The sequence below is a fragment of the Pantoea sp. OVA07A genome (assembly GCF_019969975.1).
Lineage (GTDB): Bacteria > Pseudomonadota > Gammaproteobacteria > Enterobacterales > Enterobacteriaceae > Pantoea > Pantoea agglomerans.
In genome coordinates this window covers 214,745-226,943 of the sequence record NZ_JAHXYM010000001.1, presented here as the reverse complement: position 1 = coordinate 226,943, position 12,199 = coordinate 214,745, and the positions used below count along the sequence as shown (strand labels likewise).

Genomic DNA, 12,199 nt, shown 5'->3' with positions numbered 1-12,199 from the left:
GCGGGTTATTAAGGCGTGACGCGATGAACACGAGATGACAGTCAGATGATCAAACCGTGACAGGCCAGTGCGCGCCGCACAGCAGCGTCTGGCCGTCACGGGCAGCCAGCACGCCGTCCGGTAACGGGTTCTCAGCTAACCAGTTATCCATCTCATGACTGAGATGGGTGAGCCAGATCTGACGCGGCTGGAGCATCTCTGCTATCGCCAGCGCCTGGGTCACATCATTATGGTTACGCGGCTCTGCTTGCGGCGGATCGTTGCAGTCAATCACCAGCTGATCCAGCGGCTGACCGCGCAGGAAGTCGGCGGTGTCGGGTGGCAACCCGCAGGTATCACACAGCCAGGCGAGCCGGGTGCCCTGCCAGTCGAACAGATAGCCATGCGTCATTTTCGAGTGTTGCAACGGCAGCGGCGTGACCTGCAGTTCTCCAAAGGCGTGCGCTACAAACGGCGTTAAGGCGGGACGGAAATCGAGCAGGCCAGGATGTTTATAGAGATCGTCACAGCCTCGCGGATCGGGTGGACCCCAGACCGGAATCGGCGCGCCCACTCCCCAGCGCAGTGCAAACAGCCCCTGCACATGATCCATGTGGTAGTGAGTCAACAGAATGCGTGTCAGCGTGCCGGGCGGGAAGCGCGACGCCAGCAGCGGCAGACCGGCATCCAGCAGGATGCGCTCGCGACCAAACTCAATCAGCGCGCTGCAGGGCGCACGCGCGTAGCCACTATTGAGCTGCGCCCGCTGACAGGCGCGACAGTCGCAGCCCGGCAGCGGTGCGGCAGTGACCCCGCCAGTACCCAGAAAAGTGAGTTTCATTGATGCGCCTTTGGTAGCGGATGTCGATGCCGGACTGTCACCGCCGGTGCCAGGATAAGAGAGTTTCATTGATGCGCCTCCAGTATCTGACGCAGCAGGCACACGGTATCCGCCAGCGCGCCGTCGTTGTTGAGGATAAGGCAGCCATCGGGCTGCGGCTGTGCGGCGCGCGCCAGCCGCCGGGCGATCTCCGCCTCATCTTCCCGTCCGCGCTGGCGCAGCCGCGCTGCCAGCACGGCGGGTGTGACCTGCAGACAGACCGGCAGCAGCTGCGAGCCGAAACGGGCCTGCGCCTGCGCCAGATGCAGCCGCGAACCGTTCACCACCACATTCTGCCCGCGCAGCAGCCACTGTTCCGTCTCACAGCCAATGCCATAGCTGAAACCGTGCGCCTGCCAGCTCACCGCGAACAGACCGAGTGCTGCGCGACGGGCAAACTCCGCTTCGGTCAGCGCCACATGGTTTTCGCCGCCCGCATCGGCGGCGCGGGTAATGTAGCGATGGGCGATCAGGAGCCGTGGCGGAGGTGCCGCCCGCAGCGCATCCAGCAAGCTGTCTTTACCCGAGCCCGAAGGACCGGTGAGCCAGATCAGCCGCGCCATCAGTACACCTGCCGGCCTTTGCTCCAGACATGCCGCACGTGCGGGTAGCCGTGTGCGGTATGCGCCAGCACCAGATCGGCGCGGCAGCCTTCGGCGATTACCCCGCGATCTTCGAGCCCTAAGGCGCGCGCCGGGTTACAGGTGACCAGCGCGATCGCCTGCGCCATGCCGAGGCTGTTGCGCTCATCATCTGCCAGCCGGAACGCTGCATCCAGCAGGCTCGCCGGATAGTAATCGGAGGAGAGAATATTCAGCAGGCCGTGTGACGCCAGCTCCCAGGCGGCGACGTTGCCGGAGTGCGAACCGCCACGCACGATGTTTGGCGCGCCCATCAGCACCTGCATATTGCGATAACGCGAGGCGCGTGCCGCCTCCAGCGTGGTAGGAAACTCCGCGATGCGGCTGCCTGCCGCATGGGACTCCTCCACGTGTGCCGCGGTGGCATCATCATGGCTGGCAATGGCGATGCCATGTTCCCGGCAGAGTCCGGCAATCGCCTGACGATTGGGCTGTGACCATTCTGCCGCCAGGGTGAGCTGGTCATGCTCGAACTGATCCATCTCCGCGTCGTTGAGCTGATATTTGCCCTGATAATATTCGCGATACTTCGTCAGGGATGCATACTGACGCTGACCCGGCGAATGGTCCATCAGCGACACCAGCGCCAGCTCCGGCGTGCCCATCAGCGCTTCAAACAGCGGCGCAGTGGTGGGATGCGGCAGTTCACAGCGCAGATGCAGCAGATGCTCGGCCCGGTTCAGTCCTTTGCGGTTGCTGTCGCGGATGGCGTCGATCATCTTGCTGAGGTTATCCAGCCGGTGCCCGCCGTCGCGCACATCCCCGACGCCAATCGCATCCAGCACCGTGGTAATGCCGCTGGAGACCATCAGCGCATCGTGGCTGCTCATCGCCGAGTGTGCCGGCCAGTCCACTTTCGGACGCGGCGTGAAAAACTTATCGAGGTTATCGGTGTGCAGCTCCACCAGACCCGGCATCAGCCAGGCGCCTTCGCCATCCAGCGCGCCCGGCTGCTGGCTGGTGGTTTCGCTGAAGCTGCTGATGCGCTCGTCGCGAAACTCCAGCGATCCGGTTACCACTTCGTTTTCCAGCACCAGTCTGACGTTATTGATGATCATGCCTGCGCTCCTGTCTCGATTGGGTGCATCAGGTGCAGCCGGTCCGCTACCCGCTCGCGCACCGCCCGATCGTGAAAAATACCGACGATGGCGGCACCACGGGCGCGCGCCTGTTCAATTAGGCTCACCACCGCCTCGCTGTTGACACTGTCGAGCGAGGCGGTGGGTTCATCCAGCAGCAGCACCGGATAGTCGGCGATAAAGCCGCGAGCGATATTGACGCGCTGCTGCTCTCCGCCAGAGAAAGTGGACGGGGCCAGCGACCAGAGACGCTGCGGCACGTTGAGCCGGGTCAGCAGTTCGGCGGCACGTGCTTCACATAAGGCGCGCTCGACGCCGCGCTCCAGCAGCGGCTGCATCACAATCTCCAGCGTCGGCACGCGCGGGATCACCCGCAGAAACTGGCTGACCCAGCCCAGCGTGTCGCGGCGCAGGGCGATAATCTGGCGCGCCGATGCCTGCGCCATGTCGATCCACTCGCCCTGATGCGCGACCCGAATGTGGCCGCTGTCGGGCTGATAGTTGCCGTAAAGCGCGCGCAGCAGTGTGGATTTACCGCTGCCGGAATGACCGTGCAGCACGACGCATTCGCCCTCGCCTGCCGTCAGGCTGGCGTTATGCAGCACCGGCAGCGCCGCGCCGTTCTGGTTATGCAGCACAAAGGTTTTACACAAATTCTCGACCCGCAGGCGCGGAGTGATAGTTGTCATTTAATTGAGCACCGAAGAGACCAGCAGTTGAGTGTAAGGATGATGAGGATCGTCCAGCACGCGGTCAGTCAGACCGCTCTCCACCACCCGCCCCTGCTTCATCACCAGCAGGCGATGCGCCAGCAGTCGCGCCACGCCGAGATCGTGGGTGACAATCACCACCGCCAGATTCAGTTCGCGCACCAGCGTCCGCAGCAGATCCAGCAGTCGCGCCTGCACCGACACATCCAGCCCGCCGGTCGGCTCATCCATAAACATCAACTGCGGCTGCGTCACCAGGTTCCGGGCGATCTGCAGCCGCTGCTGCATACCGCCGGAAAAGGTGGTGGGCAGATCGTCGATGCGACCGGCGTCAATCTCCACCGCCTGCAGCCAGCGGCTCGCCTCGGAGCGGATATCGCCATAGTGGCGCTGTCCGGTCGCCATCAGCCGTTCGCCGATATTGCCGCCCGCGCTGACCTGCGAACGCAGCCCGTCCATCGGATGCTGATGCACCACGCCCCATTCGGTGCGCAGCAGGCGACGGCGATCGCTTTCACTCATCTGATAGAGGTCGCGATTCTGATAGAGGATGCTGCCCTGCTGCGGCGTCAGACGCGCTGACAGGCTCTGCAGCAGCGTGGTTTTACCGGAGCCGGACTCGCCGACAATGCCCAGCACTTCGCCGGGAAAGAGATCAAAACTGACCTGCTCAAACCCTTTGCCCGGCGCATAAAGATGGGTGAGCTGGTTCACCGCAAGCAGCGGCTGTTCACTGTGCATGTTGCTGTTCCTGCTGCTGATGGCAAAAGTCGGTGTCGGAGCAGACAAACATCCGCGTTCCCTGATCGTCCATCACCACCTCATCGAGATAGCTGTGGCGCGAGCCGCACAGCGCGCAGGGTTCATCCCACTGCTGCACGGTGAACGGATGATCGTCGAAGTCCAGGCTTTCCACACGGGTGTAAGGCGGCAAGGCATAGATGCGCTTTTCACGCCCGGCACCAAACAGCTGCAGCGCGGGCATCATGTGCATCTTCGGGTTGTCGAATTTGGGAATGGGCGAAGGATCCATCACGTAGCGATCGTTGACCCGGACCGGATAGGCGTAAGTCGTCGCGATGTGGCCGTAGCGGGCAATATCTTCATACAGCTTCACCTGCATGATGCCGTACTCCTCCAGCGCATGCATGGTGCGGGTTTCGGTTTCGCGCGGCTCAATAAAGCGCAGTGGCTCCGGGATCGGCACCTGGAAAATCAGGATCTGATCCTCTTCCAGCGGCGTTTCCGGGATGCGGTGCCGGGTCTGGATCAGGGTGGCATCGGCGGTGTGCTCGGTGGTGGCAGCATTGCTGACCCGCTTAAAGAACTGGCGGATCGACACCGCATTGGTAGTGTCATCTGCGCCCTGATCGATCACCTTCAGCACATCCTGATCGCCAATCATGCTGGCGGTGATCTGGATGCCGCCGGTGCCCCAGCCGTAGGGCATCGGCATCTCACGTCCGGCGAACGGCACCTGATAGCCAGGGATCGCCACCGCTTTCAGGATGGCGCGGCGGATGGTGCGCTTGGTCTGCTCGTCGAGATAGCCGTTGTTATAGCCGGTGAGTTCAGCCATGGTTGCGCTCCTGATAATCGTGCTGCAGCTGTTTCAGCAGTTCCAGTTCCGCCTGGAAATCGACGTAGTGCGGCAGCTTGAGATGCGAGACAAAGCCTGCGGCTTCAACGTTGTCGGCGTGCGACAGCACAAACTCTTCGTCCTGCGCCGGGCTGGTAACACGCTCATGCTGTTCGCGGCTTTGCAGCGCCCGGTCCACCAGCGCCATCGCCATCGCTTTACGTTCGGCGCGGCCAAACACCAGCCCATAGCCCCGGGTAAAGTGCGGCGCCGTGTCGTCGCTGTGGGCAACGCCGTTGACCATTTCACACTCCGTCAGCAGCAGCTCACCAATCTCGAGATCAAAACCCAGCTCTTCGGGACAGATACTGACGCTGAGAGTGCCGGTGCGAATCTCGCCGGCAAACGGATGGGTGCGCCCATAGCCGCGCTGTGTCGAATAGCCGAGCGCCAGCAGAAAGCCTTCGTCGCCACGCACCAGCTGTTGCAGGCGCGCGGCGCGTGAGGCGGGAAAGCTCATCGGCTCGCGGGTGATATCGACAGGCTCGCTGCCGTCATCCATCTCGGCGGCGGCCAGCCCTTCATCGCTCATCATGCTGAACATGTGCGGGCACTGGTCAGGCACCGAACGATCGTCACGCGGCGCGGCGGGCGTTTCGCCATTGGCCAGCAGGGTGAAGTCGAGCAGACGGTGGCTGTAGTCGTAAGTTGGTCCCAGCACCTGGCCGCCCGGCAGATCTTTATAGACCGCCGAGATGCGGCGTTCGATGCGCATCGCACCGGTCGCCAGTGGCGTGCTCTCCGCCAGGCGTGGCAGCGTGGTGCGATAGGCGCGCAGCAGAAAGATCGCCTCGACCAGATCGCCGCTGGCCTGCTTAATCGCCAGCGCCGCCAGCTCAGGATCGTAAATTCCTCCCTCGGTCATCACCCGATCCACCGCCAGTCCCAGCTGCTGCGCCACCTGATCGCAGCCGAGTTCGGCTACCGCTCTATCGCCGCGCCGCAGATCGGCCTGCAACTGGTGGGCATTTGAAATGGCTTTTTCGCCCCCTTTCACCGCGACATACATCAGCACACCTCCACAACGGTGGTGCGCGGCACGGCCATGATCGCTTCGCCACAGGTGAAGATCAGGTCCACGCCCTGTGGAAACGGATGCGGACGAGTGCGCAGATATTCCAGCACGCTTTCGGGCAGCTGTGGCGCGATGGCGCGGGTTTCCCGCAGGCCAGGGCCGGAGAGGCGCAGCGTCAGGCCGCCATTCAGCGACGGCACTTCGATAATCAGCGTGGTGCTTTTTTCTGGTGACATGTTGTCACCGGCCGCGAACTGCGTCGGGTCGGGCTGCGCCGCCGCATGGCTCAGGGCAAAAGGCGCATCCTGCTGCGTGGTGATCGGCGCACCGGTATGGAAGCGCAGATTGTTGCGCAGCTGTTCGTTGTCGATTTCCGCATCCAGCCAGACCGGGCTTTCCTGATCGACCAGCGTCAGCAGCAGCGCCGTGGCCGCCGGTGACAGTGCGCCCCAGCCCTGTTGCAGCGGCAGCGAGACCATTACGCCCGGTTCGCTCATCGCTTTCAGAATGCGGCGAAACGCGCGCTGCGCATCCGCCACCGGATGGTTAAAACTTGCCAGTAAAGTCATCAGTTATCTCCGCGAACCAGCGTAAAGAAATCCACTTTGCTGCTGGCGATCTCGCGGGCGCGCAGCTGTCGCTGCTCATCGCGCCACGCCGCCAGCGGGGTAATAATCTTCTCTTCCAGCAGTTGCCGGGTTTCCGGCTGCTGCAACAGCGCATCCAGCAGGGCGCAGCGCTCGGCATGGGCTTTGTCACGCCCTAACAGATAGCTGTAACCCAGTGTGCCGTCGCTGAGCTGCACCACCGCGCGCGTCACCGTGGCATCACCCATCACGAAGCGTTTGCCGGTGGCCCCCATCCGCGCCTGCAACCGTGTCAGCCCGATCTCTGCCGGACGGATCAGGGTAAAGGCGGGCTGGAGGTTAAGCGCCTGCCAGTGCGTCTCAAGCAAGGCGGCGCTGCTGTGCGCCAGCACCGACAGCCAGCGCTGGCGATCCGTTTGCTGTTCCATTAGTGCTCCAGAGTCAGTTCAATCATGTCGCCGCGCGTCAGGCTGACGGAGTATTCCGCCACCGCGCCATCACTGGTTTTGTTCAGGGTCCGCACGCAGAGCAGCGGCGAATGCAGCGCGATGTCGAGCTGCCGACACTCTTTGGCCTGCGCCCGGCGGGTGCTGATGCGGGTCTGGGTGCGCACCAGCTGCTTGCCGGTGTGCTCCACTAAGAAGTCGTGCAGCGATCCACTGTTAAATTGCTGAAGCTGTGGCCACCAGCTGAGGTCGGCGAGGAAATGGTTGATCAGGCAGAGCGGCACGCCGTTGGCGCGACGCAGGGTGCGCAGATGAATGACGTTGTCGCCCTCTTTCACACCCAGCGCATTGGCAACGTCGTTGCTGGCCGGACGCAGCACCGCCAGCAGCCGTTCGCTGGTGGGATGACTGCCCTGCTCCAGCAGGTTCTGGCTGAAGCGCGCCTGGGCATGCAGCGGATAGTCATAAGGGCGCATCAAAACCAGGATGCCGACGCCGTGACGGCGCTGCAGCAGCCCTTTGTGCACCAGCTCATCCACCGCCCGACGCAGCGTGTGGCGATTCACCTCATAGTGATCGGCCAGCTGTTGCTCGGAAGGAAGATAGTCGCCGCAGCGGTAGCGCTCTTTCAGCGCCTGCTCCAGTTGTGCGGCAACAGCCTGATAGACAGTGGTCGGATGTCTGGATAACTCCATCACGATGAAATCCTCACGGGTTACAGAGTGGGAACGCAGTGAAAAGACGCTGCGGGATGGTGTTAGCTTGAGGGGATCAGATGACAGAACCGTGACGCGGGGGTGAAGGAGAGGTGAATGTGGTGGCTGGAAAATGAGGAGCATTTGTCAGGGTGAGTGACTGGCAGGAAACCGCCGGGCATGGGGTGATAGCCCCCGCTTCAGCGGTCATTCCCTCTGCCGGGCCGGGAGTCAATCAATCAGAAGAACGTCATTCCCTGATAAGGCTGAGCAAGGCAGGCTCTGATACGGCTCTCAAGATCGCCATCGTGGATCTCAAGCCTGTGGCCATCGGGGTCCAGAAAGTAGAAGGAGTTCCCCTCGCTTTTGTTGCGCTTCCACTCTGTCACACCCGCCGCTCTCAATCGCTCAACGAACGCATCAAATTCGTTACCAGGAATAGTGAATGCATAGTGTGTGTAATCATTTCCAGCCGAGACGGTATCCACAGAGAGACAGAGCCAGAGTTCACCCAGCGAAAGATAAGCGCCATGATCCCATGCCGCTTTGGGGATGAATCCAAGGGTTTGCGTATAAAAATCCAGGCTACTGGCCAGGTTGCTAACTGCGAGGGTAAGGTGATTGAGTCCGGTCAGCATGTAAAACTCTTTATCAGAATGCAGAAGAATTTAATTTACAGGAATCAGATTTCTTTGCACATAAACAGAATTAACATCCGTTTGTATATCAGCTGAATCTCTGCCGGTTCCACCCCGGAAAGAGGAAACAGGAGCAGGCAATACAGCAGCCGGGATCGGCGCGCGATGAGCAGATGATGAAGACCGGGCTTGCACGAAAGGAACGACGGGTTTCATGGTGTACACTGGAACGAACTAACGTTGCGCTTAAGGAGAGAATATGTACGGACCGGATCCCACCAATCCCCATCCAATGGAAGGTTTCCCACAGGTTTGTTTTATCAAAAATACGGTGAAAAACCCCAACATCATAATCGGGGATTTTACTTATTATGATGATCCTGAAGACTCAGAAAACTTCGAGCGCAATGTCCTTTATCACTTCCCCTTTATTGGTGACAAACTGATCATTGGTAAATTCTGCGCGATAGCCAGAGGCGTTCAGTTCATCATGAACGGGGCAAACCATAACATGGCGGGTTTCTCCACTTTTCCGTTTTACATTTTCGGAAATGGATGGGAAACAGCCCAGCCTCAGGCCGGCGATCTGCCCTATAAAGGCGATACGGTGATTGGTAATGATGTATGGATGGGTTATCAGGCGCTGATTATGCCAGGCGTTAAAATTGGCAACGGCGCGATCATTTCGTCACGTTCTGTTGTGACGTCGGATGTCCCGGCCTATTCGATTGTGGGTGGCAACCCGGCCAGAGTGATCAGGCAGCGTTTTACCGATGAAACCATATCCCGACTAGAGAAGCTGGCCTGGTGGGACTGGCCGGTAGAAAAGATTACCCAAAACTTACCGGCAATTATCTCCGCAGACCTTGAAGCACTGCCAGATGAATAGCCGAGCAGAAGTGGAATAAACTCTGTCCGCTGCTGACATAGGGCGGCGATCATCCGACACGGGTTCGCATAATTTCGCGCAGATTGATGTATCAATGTGTCTGCTTTAGCACTGGAGCGCAGGTTTAAACAGGAGTCGTTATGCTCTACATCTTAAGTGGCCTTCCGGGTTGCGGCAAAAGCACTATCGCTAAAATGCTATCTGAAAAATTGAAAGCGGTGTATTTACGCGTAGATACGATCGAACAGGCTCTGCGTAATAGTTCAGCAACTTTCAGGGATATTGGCCCTGAAGGCTATTTCATCCTTTATGAGCTTGCGCGGGACAATCTCAGACTGGGATCACCTGTTGTCACTGACTCGGTGAATGATCTTAACCTGGTGCGCGATAGTTTTCGTGATATCGCACTATCATCAGGTGTTCCCTTTCTGGAGATAGAAATCCTCTGTTCGGATCCAGAACAGCATCGTGCCCGTGTAGAGAACAGAATCTCTGATATTCCTGGTTTAAAAGTGCCTGACTGGCAAGCCGTTGTGGATCGTGTTTATAAACCGTGGAGCAGAGAGCATCTGCAATTAGATACCGCGGAATTATCGCCTGCTGAGTGCGTTGATATCATCCTCCAGAAGAGCATTTAGCCCTGACCGCGTTTAGCCCGCACCCTTAACGGCAATAAATGTTTTAACCTGAGGCTGCATGTTGCCCTACCCTCAGGGATTAAAACCGGTAAAACAGAAGTAGCCACGCTATTCCCTCAGCTTAAGCGGCAGTATCAGCACGTTCTGGAGAGGATTAATGAGGTAACCAGGGTCAGGTACTCAATGAGAGAAAACGGACGTAATTCCTGAACAGTTGATCATGTCCCAAAGGCTTTTTCAAAAACTGAAAAAGAGTAGAAGTCGCAGATAATTGAATCAAAAAGCATCCCGGCTGGCAAAATTCTGATGCCCTTTTGATGGTATTCCATCATTCCCTCTCAAATTAACATTGTAATTTTCCACTATTTTTTAAGTTAATCTGAATATTCAAAACCTTAAAAAATAAATAAACCATCTGATTCAACATCATAATTTTAAATTGTCATTTTATTTTTACTGAAGCCTGCCTTCTTAAATTTATGCGCGATTTTTGCACTGCCGTTGGTTAATAACCGTGAGTAATCTCTGGCTGCTCCAGGCCGATAATCGTAAGACATCTTACCTGGAGCTTTACTGCCATGCTGAAAAATACACGTCTCACCACGATCCTGACGTTATCCGGACTGTTTCTGTTTTTTGTCTTTCTTGCTTCTTCATTGCTGAGTGTGATCTATCTGAATCGCAGTGCGGAATCTCTCAAAAATCTCAACCATGAAGTTTCTGCAACCCTTGGCGTCGCTGACACGACGAACTGGATACGTGCCGCTCGCACCACACTGCTGGCCGCTGTTCCTTATGCTGACGGCAGCAATCCAGAGGCGTTTAATGCCGCGCTGGCCCAGGCCAGATTTTACTATGATGGCGGCTTGCGCTTTATGCAGGCCTATCAGGCTGCACCAAAAATGGCCGGTGAAGCGGAACTGTCACGGGAGCTGGCCGCACGCTACAACGATTACACTCAGCAAGGCGTTGGTGCCCTTTTCACCGCGCTGCAGAAAAGGGATGTACCCGCTTTTCTGATGCTTGCTGGTACAAAAGTCGTGGCACTTGATGAGGCTTACCGCGTTCCGCTGGACAAGGTTATTGCCATACATAAACAGTCAGCCGTAAACATCACCCAACAGGCCGATACCGATACGCACATTGCTTATGTTGCTGCGGGTGTGTCGGTCATACTCTTTATCCTGGCTTCAGTCATTGTGGCGGTGGTACTGAAAAATGTGCTGATCAAGCCCCTGCGTCGTGCTGGCGAAGTAACGGCAGCCATTGGTGCCGGCGATCTGACATCGGAGTTCCACAATCTCCGCAACGATGAAATGGGCAGGCTTCTGCAGGGGCTTGAAAATATGCAGCTTGGCCTGAAAACGATGGTCAGTGAAATCGTCAATGGCGTAAGCGAAGTGGCTCGCGTTACCACGCAGATAAGCGACGGCAACCACAGTCTTTCCAGCCGCACGGAGCAACAGGCGGCAGCGCTCGAAGAGACCGCGGCGAGCATGGAGGAGCTCTCGTCTACTGTCTCACTCAACGCCGGTAATGCCTCAGTCGCCAGCGACGCGGCCTCTGCGGCTTCCGGAACCGCTTCGGAATGCGGCGCGGCAATGCGGGAAGTGGTGCGCACGATGGCAGACATCAAAACCAGCGCAATGGCCATCAGTGAAATTACCTCCGTAATAAACAGCATTGCCTTTCAGACAAACATTCTGGCACTGAACGCAGCGGTAGAAGCAGCACGTGCAGGCGACCAGGGTCGCGGTTTTGCTGTGGTTGCTAACGAAGTTCGCACGCTTGCACAACGCAGCACACAGTCTGCGCGGGAAATTGAAAAGTTAATTGCTGAATCCAATCTGAACGTCGGTCTGGGTGAGCAGAAAGTGGCTCAGGTTTCGCTGACAACAGAAAAAATTATCAGCGATGTGACCGGCGTGACCTCGCTGCTGGGAGAGATTGCGGCGGCGTCTTCTGAACAGAGTAAGGGAATAAATCAGATCGGCACGGCTGTAACCGAAATGGACAGTGTGACTCAACAGAACGCCACGCTGGTTCAGGCTTCTGCTGCTGCTACGGGTGTACTGGAGGAACAGGTTAAATCGTTAAGTGCGATTACCAGCCGGTTCAGGTTGCAGACTGGTGCGGTCGTGACAGACTTACGCTCCCCGGCCATACCGTCTGTTCAGGTAAAAGAAAAAGTTTCAAGCGATCCGTGGGTGAGCTTTTAACTGAGTCAGGCTGATGTCTGCAGCTTCTTCTGCAGACATCGGGCCTACCAGAAGATGGCCAAAACAATTATGTCCGCTTCAGACACCAGGCGGACAAACACGCCATCGCCTGCCCTGAAAGAACAACGGAGCAACAGCCATCAG

General features: G+C 58.1%; 14 protein-coding genes. 3 read left to right on the top strand and 11 right to left on the bottom strand.

The features are described 5' to 3' along the window. Positions 1–49 precede the first annotated feature (49 nt). The 11 genes from phnP to fos all read right to left on the bottom strand — a co-directional run bounded on the left by phnP (position 50) and on the right by fos (position 8,309). Entirely contained in the window at positions 50–820 is a 771-nt protein-coding gene (phnP, locus tag LC417_RS00990) for a phosphonate metabolism protein PhnP (protein WP_223565710.1), read from the bottom strand. Positions 821–885: 65 nt separating this feature from the next. Further along, entirely contained in the window at positions 886–1,422 is a 537-nt protein-coding gene (gene phnN, locus LC417_RS00985; protein WP_010670885.1) for a ribose 1,5-bisphosphokinase, read from the bottom strand. Continuing rightward, entirely contained in the window at positions 1,422–2,558 is a 1,137-nt protein-coding gene (phnM, locus tag LC417_RS00980) for an alpha-D-ribose 1-methylphosphonate 5-triphosphate diphosphatase (protein ID WP_010247783.1), read from the bottom strand. Before phnM ends, phnN begins: the two co-directional genes overlap by 1 nt. After that, positions 2,555–3,268, bottom strand: a complete 714-nt coding sequence (gene phnL, locus LC417_RS00975) for a phosphonate C-P lyase system protein PhnL (protein ID WP_033772090.1) — start codon at positions 3,266–3,268, stop codon at positions 2,555–2,557. Before phnL ends, phnM begins: the two co-directional genes overlap by 4 nt. Next, a complete protein-coding gene (gene phnK / locus LC417_RS00970; RefSeq protein ID WP_033758252.1) occupies positions 3,269–4,030 on the bottom strand; it encodes a phosphonate C-P lyase system protein PhnK in 762 nt (253 codons plus the stop codon). Then, entirely contained in the window at positions 4,020–4,868 is an 849-nt protein-coding gene (locus tag LC417_RS00965; protein WP_033767655.1) for an alpha-D-ribose 1-methylphosphonate 5-phosphate C-P-lyase PhnJ, read from the bottom strand. Before LC417_RS00965 ends, phnK begins: the two co-directional genes overlap by 11 nt. Continuing rightward, a complete protein-coding gene (locus LC417_RS00960) occupies positions 4,861–5,937 on the bottom strand; it encodes a carbon-phosphorus lyase complex subunit PhnI (protein ID WP_111533985.1) in 1,077 nt (358 codons plus the stop codon). The genes LC417_RS00965 and LC417_RS00960 overlap by 8 nt, the downstream gene beginning before the upstream one ends. After that, a complete protein-coding gene (gene phnH, locus LC417_RS00955; RefSeq protein ID WP_010247799.1) occupies positions 5,937–6,512 on the bottom strand; it encodes a phosphonate C-P lyase system protein PhnH in 576 nt (191 codons plus the stop codon). The genes LC417_RS00960 and phnH overlap by 1 nt, the downstream gene beginning before the upstream one ends. Next, positions 6,512–6,958, bottom strand: coding sequence for a phosphonate C-P lyase system protein PhnG (phnG, locus tag LC417_RS00950; RefSeq protein WP_010247802.1), 447 nt, complete (start codon positions 6,956–6,958; stop codon positions 6,512–6,514). The genes phnH and phnG overlap by 1 nt, the downstream gene beginning before the upstream one ends. Then, the gene (gene phnF / locus LC417_RS00945) at positions 6,958–7,671 is read right to left on the bottom strand and encodes a phosphonate metabolism transcriptional regulator PhnF (protein WP_010247805.1); all 714 of its coding nucleotides are present in this window, start codon (positions 7,669–7,671) and stop codon (positions 6,958–6,960) included. The genes phnG and phnF overlap by 1 nt, the downstream gene beginning before the upstream one ends. A 239-nt stretch (positions 7,672–7,910) precedes the next feature. Continuing rightward, entirely contained in the window at positions 7,911–8,309 is a 399-nt protein-coding gene (gene fos / locus LC417_RS00940; RefSeq protein ID WP_223565351.1) for a fosfomycin resistance glutathione transferase, read from the bottom strand. Between the two features lie 259 nt (positions 8,310–8,568). On the opposite strand from fos, the gene LC417_RS00935 reads away from it, so the two are divergent. The 3 genes from LC417_RS00935 to LC417_RS00925 all read left to right on the top strand — a co-directional run bounded on the left by LC417_RS00935 (position 8,569) and on the right by LC417_RS00925 (position 12,055). Next, on the top strand, positions 8,569–9,198 hold the full coding sequence (locus LC417_RS00935; RefSeq protein WP_074399301.1) for a Vat family streptogramin A O-acetyltransferase: 630 nt from the start codon (positions 8,569–8,571) through the stop codon (positions 9,196–9,198). Between the two features lie 140 nt (positions 9,199–9,338). Continuing rightward, positions 9,339–9,836: an AAA family ATPase gene (locus LC417_RS00930; protein WP_223565350.1), complete on the top strand. Its 498-nt coding sequence runs from the start codon at positions 9,339–9,341 to the stop codon at positions 9,834–9,836. Between the two features lie 578 nt (positions 9,837–10,414). After that, positions 10,415–12,055, top strand: a complete 1,641-nt coding sequence (locus LC417_RS00925; protein WP_163640121.1) for a methyl-accepting chemotaxis protein — start codon at positions 10,415–10,417, stop codon at positions 12,053–12,055. Positions 12,056–12,199 lie beyond the last annotated feature (144 nt).